The organism is Piscinibacter sp. XHJ-5 (genome assembly GCF_029855045.1).
Taxonomy (GTDB): domain Bacteria; phylum Pseudomonadota; class Gammaproteobacteria; order Burkholderiales; family Burkholderiaceae_C; genus Albitalea.
The window spans coordinates 1,995,485-2,021,065 of the sequence record NZ_CP123228.1 but is presented as its reverse complement, the minus strand read 5'-3'; the positions used below and the strand labels follow the sequence as shown (position 1 = coordinate 2,021,065).

11 protein-coding genes are annotated in these 25,581 nt (G+C 68.6%); 5 read left to right on the top strand and 6 right to left on the bottom strand.

Annotated features, from left to right (window positions below; translation table 11 throughout):
- Positions 1-25 precede the first annotated feature (25 nt).
- The 3 genes from phbB to phaC form a co-directional block, all read right to left on the bottom strand.
- Complete coding sequence (phbB, locus tag P7V53_RS09480) at positions 26-763, bottom strand: acetoacetyl-CoA reductase (protein WP_280155235.1); 738 nt, start codon at positions 761-763, stop codon at positions 26-28.
- Between the two features lie 96 nt (positions 764-859).
- On the bottom strand, positions 860-2,041 hold the full coding sequence (locus P7V53_RS09475; RefSeq protein ID WP_280155234.1) for an acetyl-CoA C-acetyltransferase: 1,182 nt from the start codon (positions 2,039-2,041) through the stop codon (positions 860-862).
- Positions 2,042-2,075: 34 nt separating this feature from the next.
- Positions 2,076-3,707 (bottom strand): class I poly(R)-hydroxyalkanoic acid synthase, encoded by a 1,632-nt coding sequence (phaC, locus tag P7V53_RS09470; protein WP_280156473.1) that lies wholly within the window; start codon positions 3,705-3,707, stop codon positions 2,076-2,078.
- 206 nt (positions 3,708-3,913) lie between these two features.
- Here phaC and P7V53_RS09465 point away from each other — a divergent pair, with 206 nt between their 5' ends.
- Positions 3,914-4,195 carry a hypothetical protein gene (locus tag P7V53_RS09465; RefSeq protein ID WP_280155233.1) on the top strand — a complete coding sequence of 94 codons (282 nt, stop codon included), beginning with the start codon at positions 3,914-3,916 and terminating at the stop codon, positions 4,193-4,195.
- Here P7V53_RS09465 and pgeF read toward each other — a convergent pair.
- The 3 genes from pgeF to P7V53_RS09450 are packed head-to-tail and all read right to left on the bottom strand — an operon-like array spanning position 4,124 to position 6,217.
- Positions 4,124-4,873 carry a peptidoglycan editing factor PgeF gene (pgeF, locus tag P7V53_RS09460; RefSeq protein WP_280155232.1) on the bottom strand — a complete coding sequence of 250 codons (750 nt, stop codon included), beginning with the start codon at positions 4,871-4,873 and terminating at the stop codon, positions 4,124-4,126. The genes P7V53_RS09465 and pgeF overlap by 72 nt on opposite strands.
- Positions 4,863-5,501: a maleylacetoacetate isomerase gene (gene maiA / locus P7V53_RS09455; protein WP_280155231.1), complete on the bottom strand. Its 639-nt coding sequence runs from the start codon at positions 5,499-5,501 to the stop codon at positions 4,863-4,865. The genes pgeF and maiA overlap by 11 nt, the downstream gene beginning before the upstream one ends.
- A gap of 8 nt (positions 5,502-5,509) precedes the next feature.
- Entirely contained in the window at positions 5,510-6,217 is a 708-nt protein-coding gene (locus P7V53_RS09450) for a fumarylacetoacetate hydrolase family protein (RefSeq protein WP_280155230.1), read from the bottom strand.
- Positions 6,218-6,304: 87 nt separating this feature from the next.
- Between P7V53_RS09450 and P7V53_RS09445 the strand changes: the two genes are divergently transcribed.
- From P7V53_RS09445 to P7V53_RS09430, 4 genes are all read left to right on the top strand, one after another.
- Entirely contained in the window at positions 6,305-6,850 is a 546-nt protein-coding gene (locus P7V53_RS09445; RefSeq protein WP_280155229.1) for an NUDIX hydrolase, read from the top strand.
- Between the two features lie 6 nt (positions 6,851-6,856).
- The gene (locus P7V53_RS09440) at positions 6,857-9,052 is read left to right on the top strand and encodes a type I secretion system permease/ATPase (protein WP_280155228.1); all 2,196 of its coding nucleotides are present in this window, start codon (positions 6,857-6,859) and stop codon (positions 9,050-9,052) included.
- Between the two features lie 10 nt (positions 9,053-9,062).
- Positions 9,063-10,520 carry an HlyD family type I secretion periplasmic adaptor subunit gene (locus P7V53_RS09435; protein ID WP_280155227.1) on the top strand — a complete coding sequence of 486 codons (1,458 nt, stop codon included), beginning with the start codon at positions 9,063-9,065 and terminating at the stop codon, positions 10,518-10,520.
- Positions 10,521-10,911: 391 nt separating this feature from the next.
- Positions 10,912-25,491 (top strand): VCBS domain-containing protein, encoded by a 14,580-nt coding sequence (locus tag P7V53_RS09430; protein WP_280155226.1) that lies wholly within the window; start codon positions 10,912-10,914, stop codon positions 25,489-25,491.
- The last annotated feature ends 90 nt before the right edge of the window (positions 25,492-25,581 follow it).

Genomic DNA, 25,581 nt, shown 5'->3' with positions numbered 1-25,581 from the left:
GGCTCGGCAAGCGAGGCGGGTTGCCTCAACCCATGTGGAGGCCGCCGTTGACCGAGAAATCGGCGCCGGTCGCAAACCCCGACTCGTCCGACGCCACCCACGCCACGATGGACGCGATGTCTTCCGGCGTGCCCAGGCGCTTGACCGGGATACCGGCGACGATCTTGTCGAGCACGTCCTGGCGGATCGCCTTGACCATGTCGGTCGCGATGTAGCCGGGCGACACGGTGTTGACCGTCACGCCCTTGGACGCCACTTCCTGCGCCAACGCCATCGTGAAGCCGTGCATGCCGGCCTTGGCGGCAGAGTAGTTGGTCTGGCCGAACTGGCCCTTCTCGCCGTTGACCGACGAGATGTTGATGATGCGGCCCCAGCCGCGCTCGAGCATGTCGTCGATGACCTGCTTGGTCACGTTGAACAGGCTGGTGAGGTTGGTCTCGATGACCGCGTCCCAGTCGGCGCGGCTCATCTTGCGGAACATGCCGTCGCGCGTGATGCCGGCGTTGTTCACCAGCACGTCGATCGGGCCGTGCTCCGCCTTGGTCTTCTGGAAGGCGGCGACGGTGGAGTCCCAGTCGCCCACGTTCCCGACCGAGGCATAGAAGGTGTAGCCCAGCGCCTTCTGCTCGCCGATCCACTTCTCGTGGTCGCGGCTCGGTCCGCAACCGGCGATCACCTTGAAGCCGTCCTTGTGCAGGCGCTGGCACATCGTGGTGCCGATGCCGCCCATGCCTCCGGTCACATACGCTACTTTTTGAGCCATTGTTCCTCTCCTTTTCGATCCTGTGCCGTCGACACGATGCCCCGTAGCGTGGTCGCCGCGGGTCATCGGGTCAATCGGGTTCCCACTGAGGGCAAATTACCTTTCGACGGTCAACGCAACACCCATGCCACCGCCGATGCACAGCGACGCAATGCCCTTCTTCGCATTGCGCTTCTGCATCTCGTGCAGCAGCGTGACGAGGATGCGGCAGCCCGATGCGCCGATGGGGTGACCGATGGCGATGGCGCCGCCGTTGACGTTGACCTTGCCGGTGTCCCAGCCCATTTCCTTGTGCACCGCGCAGGCCTGCGCAGCGAAGGCCTCGTTGATCTCGAGCAGGTCGAGGTCCTGCGGCTTCCAGCCGGCGCGCTCCAGCGCGCGCTTGGACGCCGGCACCGGACCCATGCCCATGGTCGCGGGATCGAGCGCGGCCGAGGCGTAGCTCGCGATGCGCGCCAGCGGCGTGAGGCCCAGCTGATCGGCCTTCTTCGCCGTCATCACGACCACGCCGGCGGCGCCGTCGTTCAGGCCCGAGGCGTTGCCCGCCGTGACGGTGCCCGCCTTGTCGAACGCCGGACGCAGGCCGGCCAGCGCTTCGGCGTTGGTCTTGCGGTTGATGAACTCGTCCTTGTCGAAGACGACCGGGTCGCCCTTCTTCTGCGGAATGACGAAGGGCACGATCTCGTCCTTGAACTTGCCCGCGTCCTGCGCCGCGACGGCCTTCTGCTGCGAGGCCAGCGCGAGCGCATCCTGTTCCTCGCGGCCGATGCCGTACTTCTTGGCGACGTTCTCGGCGGTGATGCCCATGTGGTACTGGTTGTAGACGTCCCACAGGCCGTCGACGATCATCGAATCGACCAGCTTCCAGTCGCCCATGCGCTGGCCGTCGCGCGAGCCCGGCAGCACGTGCGGCGCCAGGCTCATGCTTTCCTGGCCACCGGCGATGACGATGTCGGAGTCGCCGTCGCGAATGGCCTGAGTGGCGAGCATCACGGCCTTCAAGCCCGATCCGCACACCTTGTTGATCGTCATCGCGGGCACCGCGTTCGGCAGTCCTGACCTGATGACCGACTGGCGCGCCGGATTCTGGCCGGCGCCGGCCTGCAGCACCTGTCCGAGGATGACCTCATTGATCTGGTCGCCGCTCAGCTTGGCACGCTTGAGCAGCTCCACGATGACCGCGGCGCCGAGCTCGGGCGCAGGGGTCTTGGCCAGGGTGCCGCCGAACTTGCCCACTGCGGTGCGGGCGGCGGCGACGATCACGATGTCGGTGGTCATGTCGGTCTCCAGGGTGAAGGGGGTCGGGAGGAAATCAGGCTTTCTGCTTGACGTAGCGGCCCGGTGCGGACTCGAGGGGCCTGTACTTGCGGTTGCCGGGCGTCTTGGGCGCGGCGATCAGCTTGCCGGCGTGGCCCTTGAGCCAGGCCGCCCAATCGGGCCACCAGCTGCCGGCCTGCTCGCCGGCCTTCTCGAACCAGGCTTGCGCATGGGCCGGCGTGGTCGCGCCTTCGGCGACCCAGTAGCTGCGCTTCTTCTTGGCCGGCGGGTTGATGACGCCGGCGATGTGCCCGGAGGCCCCGAGCACGAAGCGCTTCTTGCTCTTCAGCACCTGGGTGTTGCGGTAGGCGCCGTCCCACGGAACGATGTGGTCTTCCTTGGAGGCATAGATGTAGGCCGGCGCGTCGATCAGCGACAAATCGAGCTTCTCGCCGCAGACCTCCACCTTGCCGGGCTCGACAAGGTTGTTCTCGAGGTAGGTGTTGCGCAGGTACCAGCAGAACATGGGTCCCGGCAGGTTGGTGCTGTCGCTGTTCCAGTACAGCAGGTCGAAGGGCGGTGGCGTCTCGCCCTTCAGGTAGTTGCCGACGACGTAGTTCCACACCAGGTCGTTGGGGCGCAGGAAGCTGAAGGTCGAGGCGAGGTCGCTGCCCTTGAGCAGCCCGCCTTCGGTGGGGCTGGCCGCGCCGATGGTCATCTCGCGCATCTGCACGCTCGTCTCGTCGATGAAGAGGTCGAGCACGCCGGTCTCGCTGAAGTCGAGGAACGTGGTCAGCAGCGTCATGCTGGCCGCGGGCTTCTCGCCGCGGGCGGCGAGCACCGCAAGGGTGGTCGCGAGGATGGTCCCGCCGATGCAGAAGCCCAGCGTGTTCATGCGGTCCGAGCCGGTGATCTCCTGCACCACGCGGATGGCGCGGATGGCGCCTTCCTCGATGTAGTCGTCCCAGCCGATCTGCGCCATGCTGTCGTCGGCATTGCGCCAGCTGATGACAAACAGCCGGTGGCCCTGCTCCACCGTGTAGCGGATCAGCGAGTTGTCCGGCTGCAGGTCGAGGATGTAGTACTTGTTGATGCACGGCGGCACGAACAGCATCGGCGTCTCGTGCACCTTGGCGGTCAGCGGCTTGTATTCGATGAGCTGGAGCAGCTCGTTCTCGAACACCACGCTGCCCTCGGTGGTGGCGACGTTGCGGCCGACCTCGAACACCGTCTCGTCGGTCTGCGAGACGTGCCCCTGCTGGATGTCCTTCAGCAGCTGCTGCAGGCCCTTGGCGATGCTTTCGCCCTTGGTCTCGAGCGCCTTGCGCTGCGCCTCGGGATTCAGCGCCAGGTAGTTGGCCGGCGACGCGGCCTCGATCCACTGCTGCACGGCGAAGCGAATGCGCGCCCGCGTCTTCTCGTCGCCCTGAACCTGCTCGGCAAGCTGAAGCAGCGTGCGTGCGTTCAGCAGGTACATCTGCGCCACATACGCGGCGGCCGGGTTCTCGAGCCAGTCCTGGCCGGCGAAGCGCCGATCGGCGGCGTGCTTGCCGTGGCCTTTGGGATCGTTGGCGGCGGTCGGGCTCTGCATCCGCTGCAGCGAATGGTTCCAGAGCTCCGCAGCTTCCTTGATGTAGTCGGTCTGCACCTGGCTCAGCGCGGGCAGCGGCAGGTTGAGCCCGGACATGGCCTTCAGCACTTCGCCCACGTTGGAGCCGAAGGCTCGGGCGGTCTCTTGGGAATCAGGCAGCGTCGCAGCCGCCGAAGGCTTGTTTTTCACGTGTCTCCTCGTGATGGACAGCGATGTGTGATGCTTCTCACGTTGTACGCCGATCGGCTTACCTCGTGATGACTCAAGTTTTCACATCGTAGATTCTGGTTTCATTATACGGCATGTACCTCGTCGCGATTGCGTGGATCTACGTAGTGCTGATGATGGCCGTCGCTGAAGCCGCGAGCCCCAATGGCACCGTGCTCGGCGCGGTATTCACCTTCCTGCTGTACGGCGTGATGCCGCTGGCGATCGTGATGTACATCCTCGGCACGCCGGGGCGGCGACGCACGCGGCGTACCAGGGAAGCGCTCGACGCGCAGCAGGCGGCCTCAGCCGCGCAGCCAGACGGCGGCGAGCATGCGGCCGGTGACGCCGTCGCGCCGAAACGAGAAGAACCGTGAGGTGTCTTCCACGGTGCACCAGCGCCCGCCGCCGATCGTCCTGACCCCGCTGCCTTGCAGGCGGTCGCGCGCCAGCCCGGGCAGGTCGGCGAGCCATTTGCCGGGCGTGTGCGGCCGAAAGCGCGGCGCCGCCGCCTCGGGCGACGCGCCGAACGCGTGCAGCACGTCGGCGCCCACCTCGAAGCGATCCGGCCCGATGCAGGCGCCCAGCCAGGCCTCGATCTCGTCGGGCGCGCAGCCGCGGGCTTCGCACAGCGCTGCCACCGTCGCCTCGATGACGCCGGCGGACAAGCCCCGCCATCCGGCATGCGCCGCCGCCACGCCGCCCGGCGCGGCGAGCAGCACCGGCAGGCAGTCGGCCACCTGCACGGCGCACGCAATGCCACGCTCGGTGGTGACGCTCGCATCCGCTTCGTGAACGGCGGCACCGGGCTTGGCATCGTCGCGATGCAGGCGCACGACGCGCGCCCCGTGGACCTGATTGAGCATCACCGGCGTCGCGCCGATCACGCGCTCGAACAAGGCCCGGTTGCGCTGAACCGACACGGCGTCGTCGCCCAGGCCGGCGCGCAGGTTCATGCTGTCGAAGGGCGCGGCGCTGAAGCCTCCGCGGCGTGTGGTCATGAGCGCGGACACACCGCCCGCGCGCCATTCGGGCACCAGCCAGTCAGGATGCATCGGGACAGGCGGACGGCTGGGTGCTGGTGAACGCGTCGTGCTGCATGCACTCGCCGAAGACCCGCATCACGGTCGGCACATGGTCGAGGCGGCAGTCCAAGCGCTGCGCATTGAAGATCTGCGGCACCAGCGCGATGTCGGCCAGCGTGGGCGTGTCGCCGTGGCAGAAGCGGCCCGTGGCCGGATGTCCGGCGAGCTGACGCTCCACCGTCTCCAGGCCGGTCTCGACCCAGTGCCGGTACCAGCGGTTCTTGTCGTCCTCGCTGACCTTCAGGTCGTGCACCAGGAATCGCAGCACGCGCAGGTTGTTCAGCGGATGAATCTCGCAGGCCACATCGAGCGTCAAGGCGCGGACCCGCGCCCGGTCGAGCGCGCTGCCCGGCAGCAGCGGCGGCTCGGGATGGGTCTCCTCGAGGTACTCGATGATCGCCAGCGACTGCGTCAGCAGCTGGTCGCCGTCCTTCAGCAGCGGCACGAGCTTGGCGGGCGCGATGTCGGCGAACGGCGGCCGCAGCTGCTCGTTCTTCAACAGGTGCACCGGCACGTAGTCGTGGGCGATGCCTTTCAGCGCCAGCGCGATGCGCACGCGGTACGACGCCGAGGAGCGGAAGTAGCTGTAGAGCTCCATCGTGCAGCTCAGCGATCGGCCAGCTTCACGTCGAGCGTGCCCACGCCCTCGATGCGTGCGCTCAGCAGGTCGCCGGGCACCACCGCCGCCACGCCTTCGGGCGTTCCGGTGTAGATCAGGTCGCCCGGCGCGAGCTCCCACGCCGCCGACAGGTGCTCGATGACCTCCGGGATGCTCCAGATCAGCTTGCCGATGCGGCTGGTCTGGCGGACCGTGCCGTTGACCTTGAGCTCGATGAGCGTGTCGGGGCCGACCTTCGCCTGACCGGCCGGCACGATGGCCCCGATGGGCGCCGATTGCTCGAAGCCCTTGCCGATGCACCAGGGTCGGCCTTGCTTCTTCGCCTCGTTCTGCAGGTCGCGCCTCGTCATGTCGAGGCCGACCGCATAGCCCCACACGTGCTCCATGGCACGCGCCGCGGGGATGTCCTTGCCGCCCTTGCCGATGGCCACGACGAGCTCGACCTCGTGATGCAGGCTCTGCGTGAGGCTGGGGTAGCGCATGGTCGCGGTCTTCCCCTCGACCGCGGGAAGCACCGCGTCAGCGGGCTTCAGGAAGAAGAACGGGGGCTCGCGACCGGTGTGGCCCATCTCGATGGCGTGCTCCACATAGTTGCGGCCGACGCAGTAGATCCGGTGGACGGGAAAGTGGTCGCCCGCGGCGGCGCCTTTCACGGGAACCGACGCGATGCTCGGCGCGGGAATCACATAAGCCATGAACAATGCCTCCAAAGTGCTCGCCAAATGATGCCACGCGCACCGGCTCCGGTTCCCCGTGCAGCATCGCAAAGCTAAACTCGTCGGATGTTCCAAGCGCGCAGCATCAAGCACTGCAAGGCCTGCGGCGGCGAAGCTCCGTACAGCATCCCTCCGGACGACAACCGGGAGCGGGCCATCTGCAAGGTATGCGGAACCATCCACTACGAAAACCCGATCAACGTCGTGGGCACCGTGCCGGTGTGGAACGACAAGGTGCTGCTGTGCCGGCGCAACATCGAGCCGCGCTACGGGCTGTGGACGCTGCCGGCCGGCTTCATGGAGCTGGGCGAGACGACCGAGGAAGGCGCCATCCGCGAGACCGAGGAAGAGGCCGGCGCGCGCATCGACCTGCAGGGGCTGTTCACCCTGCTCAACGTGGTCAAGGTCGGCCAGGTCCATTTGTTCTATCGCGCCGCGCTGCGCGACACCGACTTCGCGCCCGGCCCCGAGACCATCGAGGCCAGGCTGTTCCGCGAGGACGAGGTGCCCTGGGAGGAACTGGCCTTCCGCACCGTGCGCGAGACGCTGCTGCGCTACTTCGAAGACCGCCAGCGCGGCGAGTACGGCGTGCACTGCGGCGACATCCACTGACCGCCCATGGCTGACGCAAGCGCCACACCCTCCCCTGCCGCCACCGTGCAGCGCTTGCGCGAAGACCTGATCCATCCCGACCCGCTGCTCGACTGCCTGATCGAGGTGTGCCGGCTGCACGGCCAGGCGGCATCCCGTGCCTCGCTGTCGGCAGGGCTGCCGCTGGCCCCGGAGAACCAGGGACGGCTCACGCTCGAGCTCGCCGAGCGCGCCGCCTCGCGTGCCGGCATGGCCGCGCGCCTGCAGCGCGTGGCGCTGGCGCGCATCGACAGCGCCACGCTGCCGGCCATCCTGGTGCTGCGCGACAACCAGGCCTGCGTGCTGCTCGGCTGGGACACCGTCGACGGCGCGTCGGTGGCGCGGGTACTGCTGCCGGAGACCGGTCAGGGCTCGGTGACGCTGGCCGGCGATGCGCTGGCGCAGCGCTACACCGGCGTCACGCTCTTCGTGCGGCCGCATTTCCGCTTCGACGCCCGCACGCCCGAAGTGCGCAAGCCCGTCGCGCGGCACTGGTTCTGGAGCGCCATCCTCACGCAGCGCTTCGTCTACCGCGACGTGCTGTGGGCGGCGCTGCTGATCAACGTCTTCGCGCTGGCCTTCCCGCTGTTCTCGATGAACGTCTACGACCGCGTCGTGCCCAACAACGCGATCGAGACCCTGTGGGCCCTGTCGGTGGGCGTGCTGCTCATCCTCGCCGCCGACCTGTTCATGCGCCTGCTGCGCAGCCATTTCGTCGACGAGGCCAGCGCGCGCATCGACGTGCAGATATCGGCCACGCTCATGGAGAAGGTGCTCGGCATGCGGCTGGAGCACCGGCCCGAGTCGGTGGGCTCGTTCGCCAACAACCTGCGCGGCTTCGAGCAGGTGCGCGACTTCATCGCGTCGAGCACCGTCACCGCGCTGATCGACCTGCCCTTCGCGCTGCTGTTCGTGCTGGTCACCGCATGGATCTCGCCCTGGCTGGCCGTGCCGGTGGTGGTCGCCTTCTTGGTGGTGCTGGTGGTGGGCTACGTTCTGCAGCACCGCCTGCACCAGCTCTCGGAGACCACCTACAAGGCCAGCGCACTGCGCAACGCCACATTGATCGAGAGCCTGAGCGCCATCGAGACGATCAAGTCGCAGGGCGCCGAGAACGTCGTGCAGGCCAAGTGGGAACGGGCCAACGCCTTCCTCGCCAAGACCAACGTGAAGATGCGTGCCCTGTCGTCGACGGCGATGTACAGCACCGCCACGCTGAGCCAGTTGGTGTCGGTGGCGGTCATCCTGGTCGGCGTGTACCTCATCGGCCAGAAGGAGCTCACGATGGGTGCGCTGATCGCGGCCACCATGCTGTCGGGCCGCGCGCTGTCGCCGGCGGGGCAGATCGTCGGGCTGCTGATGCAGTACCAGGGGGCGCGCACCGCGCTCGACTCGCTGAACAAGATCATGGACAAGCCGGTCGAGCGGCCGGCCGGCGAGACCTTCATCCAGCGGCCCAAGCTGCAGGGCGACATCGAGTTCCGCAACGTCAAGTTCGCCTATCCCAACCGCCAGGACTGCGCCATCGAGGGCATGAGCTTCAAGATCACCGCCGGCGAGCGCGTGGCGCTGATCGGCCGCGTGGGCTCGGGCAAGTCGACGATCGAGCGGCTGATCATGGGCCTGTACCAGCCGACCGACGGCGCGGTGCTGCTCGACGGCATCGACCTTCGTCAGCTCGATCCGGCCGACGTCCGCCGCAACTGCGCGCACGTGTCGCAGGACGTGACGCTGTTCTACGGCACGCTGCGCGAGAACATCGCCTTCGGCCTGCCGTACGCCGACGACTCGGCGGTGGTGGCCGCCGCCGAGGTGGCCGGCATGACCGACTTCGTGAATCGCCATCCGCGCGGCTTCGACATGATCGTGGGCGAACGCGGCGAGTCGCTGTCGGGCGGGCAGCGCCAGAGCGTGGGACTGGCGCGCGCGGTGCTTCACAACGCGCCCATCCTGCTGCTCGACGAGCCCACCAGCGCGATGGACTTCTCCACCGAGGCGCAGATCACCGCGCGCATGACCCATTTCGCGCAGAACAAGACCGTCGTGCTGGTGACGCACCGCACCTCCATGCTCGCCATGGTCACGCGCGTCATCGTCATCGACGGCGGCAAGATCGTTGCCGATGGCCCGCGCGACCGCATCATGGAAGCGCTGGCCAGCGGACGCATCGCGCGCGCCGCCTGAGGGACCGCGGATGAACGCCCGCCCCGCCGCCCCCGACGCACCGCGCGGCCTCATGCGCGCCGGTCGGGCGCTGCTGCGGGGCCTTGAGCGCATCCGCGTCGCACTGGAGCCGCTCACCGGCCGCCTGTTCGGCCCCGACGTCGCGCAGCAGCCCGCTGCGCCGACCGGCTTTCGCACCTTCGAGCAGGAGGCCGACGCCGTGATGTCGCGTGGCCGCACGCACCGCGCGCAGAAGATCGTGCGCACCGCGGTCGTCGTGCTGCTGCTGCTCATCCTCTGGGCGAGCTTCGCGCAGGTGGAGGAGGTCACCCGCGGCGATGGCAAGGTCATCCCGTCGCGCCAGCTTCAGGTCGTGCAGTCGCTCGACGGCGGCGTCGTCTCGGAGATCCTCGTGCAGGAGGGCCAGGTGGTCGAGGCCGGGCAGATGCTGCTCAGGATCGACGAGACGCGGGCCACTTCGGGCGTGCGTGAGAGCGCCGCCACCGGCTTCGCGCTGCGCGCGCGGCAGGCGCGGCTGAGGGCGCTGGCCGACGGCGCGGCGTTCGAGCCGCCGCCGGTGCGCGCCGGCAACGACGAGGAGAAGCGCATCGTCGAAGGCGAGCGTGTTCTGTACGAGACCCGCCGCTCCGAGCTGCGCACGATGCTCGCCATCAACGAGCAGCAGCTGCAGCAGCGGCAGCAGGAGCTGAGCGAGATGCGCGCCCGCAAGGCGTCGGCCGAGCGCCAGCTCGACCTGGGTCAGCAGGAGCTCGCGCGCACGCGCCCCCTGCTCGCCAGCGGCGCCGTCTCCGAGGTCGACATCCTGCGGCTGGAGCGCGACGTGAGCCGCTTCCGCGGCGACGCCGAGCAGGCCGCGGCGCAGATCGCGCGGGTGCAGGCGTCCATCGGAGAAGCGCAGCGCAAGACCCAGGAGACCGAGCTCACCTTCCGCAACGAGGCGCGCAAGGAGCTGGCCGATGTGATGGGCAAGCTGAACGCCCTGAACGAAGGCGCGGTGGCATTGGCCGACAAGGTCGAGAAGGCGCAGGTCAAGAGCCCCGTGCGCGGGCGGGTGCAGCGCCTGCTCGCCAACACCGTCGGCGGCGTGGTGCAGCCGGGCAAGGACATCGTGGAGATCGTGCCGCTCGACGACAACCTGGTGCTGGAGGCCAAGGTCCAGCCCAAGGACATCGCCTTCATCCATCCGGGCCAGGACGCGACGGTCAAGTTCACCGCCTACGACTTCGCGATCTACGGCGGCCTGACGGCCAAGGTGGAGAACATCAGCCCCGACACTGTGGTCGACGAGCGCGGCAACGCGTTCTACCTGGTCCGCGTGCGCACCACGCAGGCCAACTTCAACGACAGGATGCCCATCATTCCGGGCATGACCGCCGAAGTGGACGTGCTGACCGGCAAGAAGACCGTGATGGCGTATCTGCTCAAGCCCGTGCTGAAGGCCAAGGCGTACGCGTTGCGCGAGCGCTGAGGGAGTTTGTCGGGGCTGCGCCGGACCGCACCCCGTTCTCAAAGCGGCCCGGCCCGCGGACTTTTTTGGCGTCGCGGCATTACTGCGCAACCTGGCGCATCAAGTTCGCGGCGGCCCCGCCGACAAGCCCATCACGACGCTCTCCAGGCGAAACACGGTCCCATCCTTATCGGTACACGCTCGGCACTCTTCGGTGACCCTGTTCACGAAAGCCGGGCGGTTCCACTGACATAAGGACGAGGCCCCCAGGTATTCTCGAAACGCGCGCGCGCTGCGCTTTGGCGGGCCGCTTTGTCACACAAGGTTGTCCATGCCCACCATCGTTCAAACCGTCCAAGGAAGAGTCACCGGTCTGTGGGGCGCTGCCCTGATCCGAACCGCGGACGGCAAGATGAGAGCGCTCAAGCTGGGCGACCTGGTCCAGCGCGGCGACGTGATCCTCACCACGCAGGACGGCATCGTCGAACTGGCGCCCGAGGAGACCTCGAAGGCGGCCGCCAGCGGCGCGACCGACGACATCGACCGCGTGATCGCCGGCATCGAGAACGCCGAGCCGACCGCGGCCACCGCCGCGGTCGTGGGCGGCGAAGGCGGCGGCGACCTGGGCCCTGGGCTGCGCGTCGACCGCGTCGTCGAGTCGATTCCCGCGGGCAGCACGCTGGCGCAGAGCGCCTCGCCGGCATCGGCCAAGGCCTTCGTCACCTCCAACGACCTCGGCGCCCAGGAGATCCGCAACGACGTGCCGGCGCCGGGCAGCGACGACGGCAGCGACGACGCCGCGACGCCGGCCAACCAGGCCCCGACCGCGACGGCTTCGATCGCCAGCACGCTCGAGGACAGCACGCTGCCGGTGACGCTGCGCGGCGCCGACCCCGACGGCAGCATCGCCGCCGTCACCATCGTCTCGCTGCCTTCCGGCAGCAGGCTGCTGCTGGCCGACGGCGTGACGCCAGTCGCGGTCGGCCAGAGCCTGACCCCCGCCCAGGCCGCCGGATTGCTGTTCCAGCCTGCGCCCGACTTCAACGGCGACGCCGGCATCGGCTTCACCGTGACCGACGACGACGGTGCGGTGTCGGCGCCGGCGACCTTCGGCATCACCGTGACGGGCCTGTCCGACCGCGCGTCCATCGCCGGCGAAGGAAACGGCGCCGTGGTGGAGGACAGCACACTCGTGGCCATCGGCTCGCTGAGCGTCAGCGACGCCGACGCCGGCGAAGCCGCCTTCATCGCGATGACCGACGTGGCGGGTGCCCACGGCCGCTTCAGCATCGATGCCTCCGGCGCGTGGACCTACACCCTCGACAACGCCGACCCCGCCGTGCAAGGGCTGGCGCTGGGCGCCACCCTGCCGGTGGAGACGTTCACCGTCACCACGCTGGACGGCAGCACGCGGCAAGTCGTCGTCTCCATCAGCGGCACCGACGATCTGCCCGTCATCTCGGCCGACAGCGGCGCCGTCACCGAAGACCTGTCGTCCTCGGTCAGCGGGACGCTGAGCGCCTCGGATGCGGACAATCCTTCGCTGGCCTTCGTCACCGGCACGACGGCCGGCAATTTCGGCTCACTGGTGCTGTCGGCCGACGGCGCCTGGACCTACACGCTGGACAGCCGCGCAGACAGCCTCGGCAGCGGCCAGATCGCGACCGAGACGTTCACCGTCACGCTGACGGACGGGTCCATCTCGCTTGTCACGGTGACCGCCACCGGCACCAACGATGCAGCGCTGCTGAGCGCGCAGACGACGGAGCTCGTCGAGGGCGATGCGCCCATCTCGGCGCAAGGCCAGCTGAGCATTTCCGACGTCGATTCGCCCGCCGCCTTCGTCCCGCAGGCGGCCACGGCCGGCACCTACGGCACCTTCTCCATCGATGCCGCTGGCGCGTGGACCTACACCGCGGGTTCGGCGCACGACGAGTTCGTCGCCGGCACCACCTACTCCGACACCTTCGCAGTCGTGTCCGCCGACGGCACGCCGACATCCGTCACCGTGCACATCCGGGGCACCAACGATGCGGCCGTCGTGTCGAGCCAGACGGTCACGCTCGACGAGACCGACGCGGTGCTGTCGACGGGCGGAGCGCTGACCGTCTCCGACGTCGACTCTGCAGCAGCCTTCGTGGCACAGGCGGGCACCGCCGGCAGCCACGGAACGTTCTCGATCGACGCGACGGGTGCCTGGACCTATACCGCGGGCTCCGCGCACGACGAATTCGTCGCCGGCACGACCTACAGCGACACCTTCACGGTGATGTCCGCCGACGGCACGCCGACCTCGGTGACCGTTCACATTCGCGGCACCAACGATGCCGCGGTCTTGTCGTCGCAAGCCGTCACGCTCGACGAGACCGACGCGGTCCTCTCGACGTCCGGCGCGCTCGCGGTGTCGGATGTCGATTCCCCCGCCGCCTTCGTCGCACAGGCGGGCACTGCCGGCAGCTACGGCATCTTCTCCGTCGATGCGAATGGCGCGTGGACCTACACCGCCAGCTCCGCGCACGACGAGTTCGTTGCCGGCACGACCTATTCCGACACGTTCACCGTGCTGTCCGCCGACGGCACGCCGACGTCCGTCACCGTGCACATCCGCGGCACCAACGATGCGGCTGTCGTCTCTAGCCAGACGGTGACGCTCGACGAGACGGACGCAGTGCTGAGCACCGGCGGCACGCTGGCGGCCTCCGACGTGGACTCTGCCGCTGCCTTCGTGGCGCAAGCCGGCACCGCCGGCACCTACGGCAGCTTCTCCATCGACGCCACCGGCGCGTGGACCTACACCGCCAGCTCGGCGCACGACGACTTCGTCGCAGGCACGACCTATTCCGACACGTTCGCCGTGGTGTCCGCCGACGGCACACCGACGTCGGTGACGGTCAACATTCGCGGCAGCAACGACGCGGCCGTCGTGTCGAGCCAGACGGTCACGCTCGACGAGACGGACGTTGTGCTGTCCACCGGCGGCACGCTCACGGTCTCGGACGTCGACTCCACAGCTGCCTTCGTGGCGCAAGCAGGAACCGCCGGCGTCTACGGCACTTTCTCAATCGATGTGAATGGCGCGTGGACCTACACCGCCAGCTCCGCGCACGACGAGTTCGTCGCCGGCACCACCTACAGCGACACGTTCGCCGTGGTGTCCGCCGACGGCACGCCCACATCGGTCACCGTCCACATCCGCGGCACCGGCGATGCGGCCCAAGTGTCCAGCCAGACGGTCACGCTCGACGAGACCGACGCCGTGCTTTCGACCGGTGGCACTCTGACGGCATCGGACGCCGATTCATCGGCCACGTTCATCGCTCAGTCGAACACGGCAGGTGCCTACGGCAGCTTCTCCATCGACACCAGCGGCAGCTGGACCTACACCGCGAGCTCCGCGCATGACCAGTTCGTCGCCGGCACGACCTATTCCGACACTTTCACGGTCGTCACTGCCGACGGCACGCCGACGTCGGTCACGGTCCAGATCCGCGGCACCAACGACGCGGCCGTCGTCTCGAGCCAGACCGTCACGCTCGATGAAGCCGACGCGGTGCTCACCACCGGCGGCTCGCTGACGATCTCGGATGTCGATTCGAGCGCCGCCTTTGTGGCGCAGACCGGCACGGTGGGCATTCACGGCACGTTCTCGATCGGCACGAACGGCGCGTGGACCTACACCGCCACCTCCGCGCACGACGAGTTCATCGCCGGCACCACCTACAGCGACACGTTCACCGTCGTTTCGGCCGATGGCACACCAACTTCGGTAACGGTGAACATCCGCGGCACCAACGACGCTGCGGTCGTGTCCTCACAGACCGTCACGCTCGACGAGACGAACGCCGTGCTGTCCACGGGTGGCACGCTCACCGTGTCCGACGTCGACTCCGCCGCCGCCTTCGCGGCCCAAGCCGGCACCGCCGGCACGTACGGCACCTTCTCCATCGACGCCACCGGTGCGTGGACCTACACCGCCAACTCTGCACACGACGATTTCGTCGCTGGCACCACTTACTCCGACACCTTCGCAGTCGTGTCCGCCGATGGCACGCCGACGTCGATCACCGTGCATATCCGCGGCACCAACGATGCTGCGGTCGTTTCCTCGCAGACGGTCACGCTGGACGAGACAGACGCGGTGCTGTCCACCGGCGGCACGCTCACCGTCTCGGACGTCGACTCTGCCGCCGCCTTCGTGGCCCAAGCCGGTACCGCCGGCAGCTACGGCACGTTCTCCATCGATGCCACTGGTGCGTGGACCTACACCACCAACTCTGCACACGACGATTTCGTTGCTGGCACCACTTACGCCGACACCTTCGCCGTGCTGTCCGCCGATGACACGCCGACATCCGTCACCGTCCACATCCGCGGCACCAATGACGCTGCGGTCGTGTCCTCACAGACCGTCACGCTCGACGAGACGAACGCGGCGCTGTCCACGGGTGGCACGCTGACCGTCTCCGACGTCGACTCCACGGCGGCCTTCGTGGCCCAAGCCGGCACCGCCGGCACCTACGGCACGTTCTCCATCGACGCCACTGGCGCGTGGACCTACACCGCCAGCTCGGCACACGACGATTTCGTCGCCGGCACGACCTATTCCGACACGCTTGCGGTGCTGTCCGCCGACGGAACGCCGACGTCCGTCACCGTCCACATCCGGGGCACCAACGACACGGCCGTCGTGTCGAGCCAGACCGTCACGCTGGACGAGACCAACGCGGTTCTTTCCACCGGTGGCACGCTGACCGTCTCGGACGTCGACTCCACTGCCGCCTACGTAGCGCAGGCAGGTACTGCCGGCACGTACGGCACGTTCTCCATCGACGCCAACGGTGCGTGGACGTTCACCGCCAACTCCGCGCACGACCACTTCGTCGCCGGCACGACCTACTCCGACACCTTCGCCGTGCTGTCCGCCGACGGCACCCCGACGTCCGTCACCGTCCACATCCGCGGCACCAACGACGCGGCCATCGTGTCCAGCCAGACGGTCACGCTCGACGAGACCAACGCGGTGCTGTCGACCGGAGGCACGCTGACCGTCTCCGACGTCGACTCCGCCGCCGCCTTCGTCGCGCAAGCCGGCACCGCCGGCAGCTACGGCACGTTCTCCATCGATGCCACTGGTGCGTGGACCTACACCGCCAGCTCGGCGCACGACGACTTCGTCGCCGGCACGACCTACTCCGACACGTTTGCGGTGGTGTCAGCTGATGGCACGCCGACGTCCGTCACCATCCATATCCGTGGCACCAACGACGCGGCCGTCGTGTCGAGCCAGACCGTCACGCTGGACGAGACCAACGCGGTTCTTTCCACCGGTGGCACGCTGACCGTCTCGGACGTCGACTCCACCGCGGCCTTCGTCGCGCAAGCCGGAACCACCGGCAGCTACGGCACGTTCTCCATCGACGCCACTGGCGCGTGGACCTACACCGCCAGCTCGGCACACGACGATTTCGTCGCCGGCACGACCTACAGCGACACGTTCACCGTGGTGTCCGCCGATGGCACGCCGACGTCGGTCACCGTGCATATCCGCGGCACCAACGATGCTGCGGTCGTGTCCTCGCAGACGGTCACGCTGGACGAGACCGACGCGGTGCTGTCGACCGGCGGCACGCTCACCGTCTCGGACGTCGACTCGACCGCGGCCTTCGTCGCGCAAGCCGGAACCGCCGGCAGCTACGGCACGTTCTCCATCGATGCCACTGGCGCGTGGACCTACACCGCCAGCTCGGCCCACGACGACTTCGTCGCCGGCACCACCTACTCCGACACCTTCGCCGTGGTGTCCGCCGATGGCACGCCGACGTCGATCACCGTGCATATCCGCGGCACCAACGATGCTGCGGTCGTTTCCTCGCAGACGGTCACGCTGGACGAGACCGACGCGGTGCTGTCGACCGGCGGCACGCTGACCGTCTCCGACGTCGATTCCACCGCTGCCTTCGTCGCGCAAGCCGGAACCGCCGGCAGCTACGGCACGTTCTCCATCGACGCCACCGGCGCGTGGACCTACACCGCCAGCTCGGCCCACGACGACTTCGCCGCCGGCACGACCTACTCCGACACGTTTGCGGTGGTGTCAGCCGATGGCACGCCCACCTCGGTGACGGTCCACATCCGCGGCACCAATGACGGCGCCATCGTGTCGAGCCAGACCGTCACGCTCGACGAGACGAACGCCGTGCTGTCCACCGGCGGCACACTCACCGTCTCGGACGTCGATTCCGCCGCGGCCTTCGTGGCCCAAGCCGGCACCGCCGGCAGCTACGGAACCTTCTCGATCGACGCCACTGGCGCGTGGACCTACACCGCCAGCTCGGCCCACAACGATTTCGTTGCCGGCACCACCTACTCCGACACCTTCGCAGTCGTGTCCGCCGACGGCACGCCGACGTCGGTCACCGTGCACATCCGCGGCACCAACGACGCCGCGGTCGTGTCCTCGCAGACCGTCACGCTGGACGAGACCAACGCGGTGCTGTCCACGGGTGGCACGCTCACCATCTCGGACGTCGATTCCGCCGCCGCCTTCGTGGCTCAAGCCGGAACAGCCGGCAGCTACGGCACGTTCTCCATCGACGCTACCGGTGCGTGGACGTACACCACCAGCTCGGCCCACAACGACTTCGTCGCCGGCACCACCTACTCCGACACGTTCGCGGTGCTGTCCGCCGACGGCACGCCGACATCCGTCACCGTGCATATCCGCGGCACCAACGACGCGGCCGTCGTGTCCTCGCAGACGGTCACGCTCGACGAGACGAACGCGGTGCTGTCCACCGGCGGCACGCTGACCGTCTCGGACGTCGATTCCGCCGCGGCCTTCGTGGCCCAAGCCGGCACCGCCGGCAGCTACGGCACGTTCTCCATCGACGCCGCTGGCGCCTGGACCTACACCGCCAGCTCGGCCCACGACGACTTCGTCGCCGGCACCACCTACTCCGACACCTTCGCAGTGGTGTCCGCTGACGGCACGCCGACCTCCGTCACCGTGCATATCCGCGGCACCAACGACGCTGCGGTCGTGTCCTCACAGACCGTCACGCTCGACGAGACCAACGCCGTGCTGTCCACCAGCGGCACGCTCACCGTCTCGGACGTCGATTCCGCCGCCGCCTTCGTGGCTCAAGCCGGAACCGCCGGCACGTACGGCACGTTCTCCATCGACGCCACCGGCGCCTGGACCTACACCGCCAGCTCGGCCCACAACGATTTCGTTGCCGGCACCACCTACTCCGACACGTTTGCGGTGGTGTCAGCCGACGGCACGCCCACCTCGGTGACGGTCCACATCCGCGGCACCAACGACGCGGCCATCGTGTCGAGCCAGACCGTCACGCTCGACGAGACGAACGCCGTGCTGTCCACCGGCGGCATGCTCACCGTCTCGGACGTCGATTCCGCCGCCGCCTTCGTGGCCCAAGCCGGCACCGCCGGCAGCTACGGCACGTTCTCGATCGACGCCACCGGCGCGTGGACCTACACCGCCAGCTCGGCCCACGACGACTTCGTCGCGGGCACGACCTACTCCGACACGTTTGCGGTGGTGTCAGCCGATGGCACGCCCACCTCGGTGACGGTCCACATCCGCGGCACCAACGACGCGGCCGTCGTGTCGAGCCAGACCGTCACGCTCGACGAGACGAACGCCGTGCTGTCCACCGGCGGCACGCTGACCATCTCCGACGTCGATTCCGCCGCGGCCTTCGTGGCCCAAGCTGGCACCGCGGGCACGTACGGCACGTTCTCCATCGATGCCACTGGCGCGTGGACCTACACCGCCAGCTCGGCCCACAACGATTTCGTTGCCGGTACCACCTACTCCGACACGTTCGCAGTGGTGTCAGCCGACGGCACGCCGACGTCGGTCACGGTGCACATCCGCGGCACCAACGACGCGGCCGTCGTGTCATCACAGACGGTCACACTCGATGAGACGAACGCGGTGCTGTCCACGGGTGGCACGCTGACCGTCTCCGACGTCGACTCGACCGCCGCCTTCGTCGCGCAAGCCGGCACCGCCGGCAGCTACGGCACGTTCTCCATCGACGCCACCGGCGCGTGGACCTACACCGCCAGCTCGGCCCACGACGACTTCGTCGCGGGCACGACCTACTCCGACACGTTTGCGGTGGTGTCAGCCGATGGCACGCCCACCTCGGTGACGGTCCACATCCGCGGCACCAACGACGCGGCCGTCGTGTCGAGCCAGACCGTCACGCTCGACGAGACGAACGCCGTGCTGTCCACCGGCGGCACGCTGACCGTCTCGGATGTCGACTCCACAGCGGCCTTCGTGGCGCAGACCGGCGCCGCCGGCAGCTACGGCACGTTCTCCATCGACGCCAACGGCGCCTGGACCTACACCGCCAGCTCGGCGCACGACGACTTCGTCGCCGGCACGACCTACTCCGACACCTTCGCCGTGCTGTCCGCCGATGGCACGCCCACCTCGGTGACGGTCCACATCCGCGGCACCAATGACGCGGCCATCGTGTCGAGCCAGACCGTCACGCTGGACGAGACCAACGCGGTCCTTTCCACCGGTGGCACGCTGACCATCTCCGACGTCGACTCCGCCGCCGCCTTCGTCGCGCAAGCCGGAACCGCCGGCAGCTACGGCACCTTCTCGATCGACGCCACTGGCGCGTGGACCTACACCGCCAGCTCGGCCCACGACGACTTCGTCGCCGGCACCATCTACTCCGACACCTTCGCCGTGGTGTCCGCCGATGGCACGCCGACGTCGGTCACCGTGCATATCCGCGGCACCAACGATGCTGCGGTCGTGTCCTCGCAGACGGTCACGCTCGACGAGACCAACGCGGTGCTGTCGACCGGCGGCACGCTCACCGTCTCCGACGTCGACTCCGCCGCCGCCTTCGTCGCGCAAGCCGGCACAGCCGGCAGCTACGGCACGTTCTCCATCGACGCCACCGGTGCGTGGACGTACACCGCCAGCTCGGCCCACGACGACTTCGTCGCCGGCACGACCTACTCCGACACGTTTGCGGTGGTGTCAGCCGATGGCACGCCGACGTCCGTCACCATCCATATCCGTGGCACCAACGACGCGGCCATCGTGTCGAGCCAGACCGTCACGCTGGACGAGACCAACGCGGTCCTTTCCACCAGCGGCACGCTCACCGTCTCGGACGTCGATTCCGCCGCCGCCTTCGTGGCTCAAGCCGGAACCGCCGGCAGCTACGGCACCTTCTCGATCGACCCCAACGGCGCCTGGACCTACACCACCAGCTCGGCCCACAACGACTTCGTCGCCGGCACCACCTACTCCGACACCTTCGCAGTGGTGTCCGCCGACGGCACGCCGACGTCCGTCACCGTGCACATCCGCGGCACCAACGATGCTGCGGTCGTGTCCTCGCAGACGGTCACGCTCGACGAGACCAACGCGGTGCTGTCCACCGGCGGCACGCTGACCGTCTCCGACGTCGACTCCACTGCCGCCTTCGTGGTCCAAGCTGGCACCGCCGGCACGTACGGCACGTTCTCCATCGACGCCGCTGGCGCCTGGACCTACATCGCCAGCTCGGCCCACAACGACTTCGTCGCCGGCACGACCTACTCCGACACCTTCGCCGTGCAGTCCGCAGACGGCACACCGACCTCCGTCACCGTCCACATCCGCGGCACCAACGACGCGGCCATCGTGTCCAGCCAAACGGTCTCGCTCGACGAGACCAACGCGGTGCTGTCGACCGGCGGCACGCTGACCGTCTCCGACGTCGACTCCGCCGCCGCCTTCGTGGCCCAAGCCGGAACTGCCGGCAGCTACGGAACGTTCACCATCGCCGCCAACGGCACGTGGACCTACACCGCCACCTCCGCGCACGACGAATTCGCGGCCGGCACCACCTACACCGACACCTTCGCCGTGCTTTCCGCCGACGGCACCCCGACGTCCGTCACCGTGCACATCCGCGGCAGCAACGACGCCGCGGTGCTGTCCTCGCAGACAGTCGGCCTCACCGAGACCAACGCCGTCCTCTCCACCGGCGGCACGCTGACGAACGCCGACGTCGACTCCCCGGCCACCTTCGTGCCCCAGAGCGGCACCGCTGGCAGCTTCGGCAGCTTCTCCATCGCGTCCAACGGCAACTGGACCTACACGGCGAGCTCGGCCCACGACGAGTTCGTTGCCGGCACCACCTACACCGACACCTTCACGGTGACGGCGGCCGATGGCACGCAGACCTCGGTGACGGTCAACATCCTCGGCACGAACGACACGGCCATCATCGGCGGCACGGCGACGGGCAGCGTGATCGAAGCCGGCGGCACGGACAACTCGACCGCCGGAACGCCGAACGCTGCCGGAAGCCTCACGATCGGCGATCCCGAAGCGGGCCAGGCGCAATTCCAGACGCCCGCGAGCCTTGCCGGCACGTACGGCAGCTTCACCTTCGACCCGGCGACCGGCGCCTGGACCTATGCGCTGGACAACGCCCGCGCGGCCACGCAGGCCCTCACCGCCGGCCAGCTCGTGCACGACACCGTCACGGTGGTCAGCGCCGACGGAACGGCGTCGCGAGCCATCGACGTGACCATCGTCGGCGCCAATGACGCACCCGTCGCCGTGGCCGATGTCCGCACCATCGTCGAGGACGGCAGTGCCATCGGCAACGTGCTGCTCAACGACACCGACGTGGACAGCAGCTCTCGCACGCTGACGCAGTTCAGCGTCGCCGGCGTCAGCGGCAGCTTCGCCGCCGGCAGCACGGCCGCCATCGCCGGCGTCGGCACGCTGACGATGCAGGCGGACGGCGGCTACCTGTTCGCGCCTGCGGCGGACTTCAACGGCGCCGTTCCCACGATCAGCTACACCTTGAGCGACGGCAGCTACACCGCGACCACCACGCTGGCGATCGGCGTGACCGCGGTGGCCGACGCACCGCAGCTCGACCTCGACGCCAACGATTCGACGGCGGCTGGCGCCAACCGGTCGGCCACCTACACCGAAAACGGCAGCGCCGTGTCCATCGCTGACGTGGACATGCGCATCACCGATGTCGACAGCCCGACGCTGCAAGGCGCGACGATCACGTTGACCAACATCCAGCCGGGCGACGTGCTCGCGATCGCCGCGCCGATGCCCGCCGGCATCAGCGCGACCATCAACAGCGCCAACAGCATCACGCTGTCCGGCTCGGCCACGCCGGCGGCCTACGAAGCGGCGATCCGCGCGATCACGTTCTCCAACACGTCCGACACGCCGAGCACCACGCCGCGCACCATCCAGGTGAGCGTGAACGACGGCGTGCTGGGCAGCAACCTCGCCACCGCGACGATCAACGTCGTGGCGGTCAACGACGCGCCGGTCGGCGTCGCCGATGCGAGAACGACCAGCGAAGACACCGCGACGACGGGCAACGTGCTCGGCAACGACTCCGATGTCGATGGCGGCACGCTGTCGGTCACGCAGTTCTCGGTGGCTGGCGTGGCCGGCACCTTCGCGGCCGGCGCCACCGCGTCCATCGCGGGCGTGGGCACGCTGCAGATCGCGTCCAACGGCAACTTCAGCTTCACGCCGGCCACCGACTACAGCGGCTCGGTTCCCCTCGCCACCTACACCGTCTCGGACGGCGCCGCCACGTCCACCTCGTCGCTGGCGATCACCGTCACGCCGGTGGCGGATCAGCCCGCGCTCGCCTCGTGGACCACGCAGTGGGTGAACCTGAGCGAGAACTGGTCGGACAACGATGTGAGCGCCGGACAGTTGGTGTGGACCGGCTCCGACGCCGCCGCCGTCGAAGTGGCGACGCAGAACATCTACAGCTCGGTGCAGAACCCGCACACCGCCGCGACGCCGTCGACCAACCTGGTGGCCGAGCTCGAAGGCGACCCGGACGCCGCCAACTGGATCCAGACCACGGTCGAGGCGCCGCTGGCCGGCCAGCTGATGCAGATCCAGTTCGACACCATCCGCCGCGCCGTCTCGGGCAGCACCGACAAGAACACGCAGTCGTTCGACGTGCTGTGGAACGGCACCGTGGTCGGCAGCTTCAACCCGAGCGCTTCGTCGTGGTCGACACCGGTGCTGCAGGTCACCAGCGTCGCCGGCTCGAACACGCTGCGCCTGCGGCCGACGGACCAGACCGGCTCCTTCGGCGCGCTGATCGACAACCTGTCGGTGACGACCATCGCCGACGGCAGCGAGAACACCGCGGTTCGGTTGCCCTCGCTGGCCGGCTCGGCCGTGTTCGGCGACATGGCCGACAACTCCGAGGTGCATACGCTGCGCGTGAGCACCATCCCGGTCGGCGCCACGCTGACGGACGGAACCCGCAGCTTCACCGCGACCAGCGGCAACACCGCGGTCACCATCTTCAACGAGGACACGCCCTCGGCATCGTTCGGCGGCGCCAACTGGAACCTGGCCACCCTGCGCCTGACTCCGCCCACCAACTTCAACGGCAACGTGTCGCTGACGGTGACCGCCACGGCGGCGGAGTCGGCCAACGGCAGCAGCGCCTCGGCCAGCTCCACGCTCAACCTTTTCGTCTACGGCGTCAACAACGCGCCCACCGCGGTCGCCGACAGCGCATCGGTCTCGGAGGACGCCACGCTGGCGCCGGTCACCGGGCTGCTGGCCAACGACACCGACCCCGAGAACGGCACGCTGTTCGTGTCCGGCGTCAACGGCTCGGCGGCAAACGTCGGCACCACCATCAGCGGCAGCAACGGCACGATCCAGATCGAAGCGGACGGGTCGTACGTCTACACGCCCAATGCCGCGACGCAGACGCTGCGCGTCGGCCAGACGCTGACCGACACCTTCACCTACACCATGAAGGACAGCGGCGGCCTCGTGTCGACCGCGACGCTGACCATCACCATCCAGGGCGCCAACGACGCGCCGGTCGGCGTGGCCGACAGCGGCAGCCTGGCCGAGAACGCGACGCTCACGACCACGGCGGCCGCCGGCGTGCTGGCCAACGACACCGACATCGATTCCGGCGACACCCGGACGGTGTCCGCCGTGTCCTTCGGCGCGACGACGGGCAGCGTGGGATCGGCCATCGTCGGCACCTACGGCACGCTGACGCTGTTCGCCGACGGCCACTACAGCTACGCCGCCAACCGCCCCGCGGCCGATGCACTGGCCACCGGGCAGACCGCCACGGAGGCTTTCGCCTACACGGTTCGCGATGCGGCGGGCGCCACCTCGACCGCCACGGTGACCTTCACCATCACCGGCACCAACGACGCGCCGGTCGGTGTCGCCGACAGCTACACCGTCGTCGAGGGCAGCACGAGCACGCAGGCGACGGTGCTGGCCAACGACACCGATGCCGACAGCGCCTCGCTCTCGGTCTCGCTGTTCGCCGCCAGCAGCGCCGCCGCCGGCGTCGCGGCCAACGGCACGAACACCATCACCACCGCGCTCGGCGGCACGGTGAAGATGAACGCCAACGGCACGTACACGTATACCGCGCCGACGGCCACCCACGACGGCGCCGACACGCCGGTGTCGGACAGCTTCGTCTACCGAACGAGCGACGGCTCCGCCACTTCCGGGTGGGCCACGGTCACCATCAACCTCACGGACACCGTGCCGACCGCCGTTCACGACGGCGCGACCATCCTCTGGGGCGGCGCCGTCAGCGGCAACCTGCTCGGCAACGACGTGGCCGTCGACGGCGGCAAGGCGCTGACCGCGATCCAGTTCAACGGCTCCACCTACGCGGTGGCCAACTCCGGCACCACGACCATCGCCACGTCCGACGGCGTGCTGGCCGTTCAGGCCAACGGCAGCTACACCTACACCCACAACCTCACCGGAACGGCCACCGTCAGCGGCACATCGGTCGCGCAATGGGAGACGCAGGTCGATTCCTTCGCCTTCCTCGCCGGCAACAACAGCTGGAGCAGCAACGGCAACCTGAACCTGGCCGCGCTCAACGGCAGCGCCGCGGCGCTGGTCGACTACGCGGGCGGGTCCAAGCCCGGACTCACCGTGAGCAACGGCGGCGTCGACAACGGCGAGCAGCTCATCATCCACCTGCCGGAGCTCGCCAATACCGCCAGCCTCAGCATCGCGCAGTTCAACCAGTCGGCCAACGCCACCTGGCGCGCCTACGACGAGAACGGCGTGCTGGTCGACCAAGGTGACTTCACCAATGCGGTGTCGAGCAGCAACGGCACGGTGTTCACGCAGGCCATCAACAACACGCAGCCGTTCAGCTATCTTCAGCTGTCGTACTCGTCGGTGAACAACAGCCAGGGCTACGTGCTGCAAGCGCTGACCTACCAGCGGGGCGGCAGCGGCCACGGCGACCTCTTCAACTACACGATGCGCGACGCCGACGGCGACACGTCGAGCGCCACCTTGGAGGTCGCGGTCGGATCGAGCAATGCGGTCGTCGCCTCCGGCACGCTGCAGGAAGGCAGCGAGTCGGCCGAGACGCTGACGGGCTCCGCGTCGGCCGACGTGCTGATGGGCAAGGGCGGCAACGACACGCTGCTCGGCAACGACGGCAACGATCGCCTCTATGGCGGCGCGGGCAGCGACGTGCTGAACGGCGGCGCGGCCAACGACATCGTCTACGGCGGCGCCGGCGGCGACAGCCTTGCCGGCGGCTCCGGGGCCGACGTGTTCGCGTGGCAGCTCGCCGACCGCGGAGGCAGCGGCGCACCCGTGGTGGACACCATCACCGACTTCAACCTGTCCCAGGGCGACGTGCTGGACCTGCGCGACCTGCTGCAGGGCTCGAGCCCGACGCCGGCGAACCTGTCGAACTACCTCGACATCACGTTCACCGGCAGCGACACGGTGATCCGCGTCAGCTCCAACGGCGGGTTCACCAACGGCGTGTTCTCGGCGGCCGCAGAAGACCAGGAGATCGTGCTGCAGGGCGTGGATCTGCGCAGCCAGCTCAGCCTCGGCGCGGGCGCCAGCGAAGCGCAGCTGCTGCAGGAGATGATCTTCCGCGGCAAGCTGCTGACCGAGCCGTGATCGACGGCGCGGGCGATCGGACAAGTCCCACATGCGGTTGCGACCGCGCCTGACAAACTGACGAGGCGGCGTCTGCGACAGTGATCCGAA

Coding starts and splice junctions, on each gene's coding strand:
- phbB (WP_280155235.1), bottom strand. CDS start 763: ATGGCTCAAAAAGTAGCGTATGTGACCGGAGGCATGGGCGGCATCGGC.
- P7V53_RS09475 (WP_280155234.1), bottom strand. CDS start 2,041: ATGACCACCGACATCGTGATCGTCGCCGCCGCCCGCACCGCAGTGGGC.
- phaC (WP_280156473.1), bottom strand. CDS start 3,707: ATGTCCGGGCTCAACCTGCCGCTGCCCGCGCTGAGCCAGGTGCAGACC.
- P7V53_RS09465 (WP_280155233.1), top strand. CDS start 3,914: ATGTACCTCGTCGCGATTGCGTGGATCTACGTAGTGCTGATGATGGCC.
- pgeF (WP_280155232.1), bottom strand. CDS start 4,873: ATGCATCCTGACTGGCTGGTGCCCGAATGGCGCGCGGGCGGTGTGTCC.
- maiA (WP_280155231.1), bottom strand. CDS start 5,501: ATGGAGCTCTACAGCTACTTCCGCTCCTCGGCGTCGTACCGCGTGCGC.
- P7V53_RS09450 (WP_280155230.1), bottom strand. CDS start 6,217: ATGGCTTATGTGATTCCCGCGCCGAGCATCGCGTCGGTTCCCGTGAAA.
- P7V53_RS09445 (WP_280155229.1), top strand. CDS start 6,305: ATGTTCCAAGCGCGCAGCATCAAGCACTGCAAGGCCTGCGGCGGCGAA.
- P7V53_RS09440 (WP_280155228.1), top strand. CDS start 6,857: ATGGCTGACGCAAGCGCCACACCCTCCCCTGCCGCCACCGTGCAGCGC.
- P7V53_RS09435 (WP_280155227.1), top strand. CDS start 9,063: ATGAACGCCCGCCCCGCCGCCCCCGACGCACCGCGCGGCCTCATGCGC.
- P7V53_RS09430 (WP_280155226.1), top strand. CDS start 10,912: ATGAGAGCGCTCAAGCTGGGCGACCTGGTCCAGCGCGGCGACGTGATC.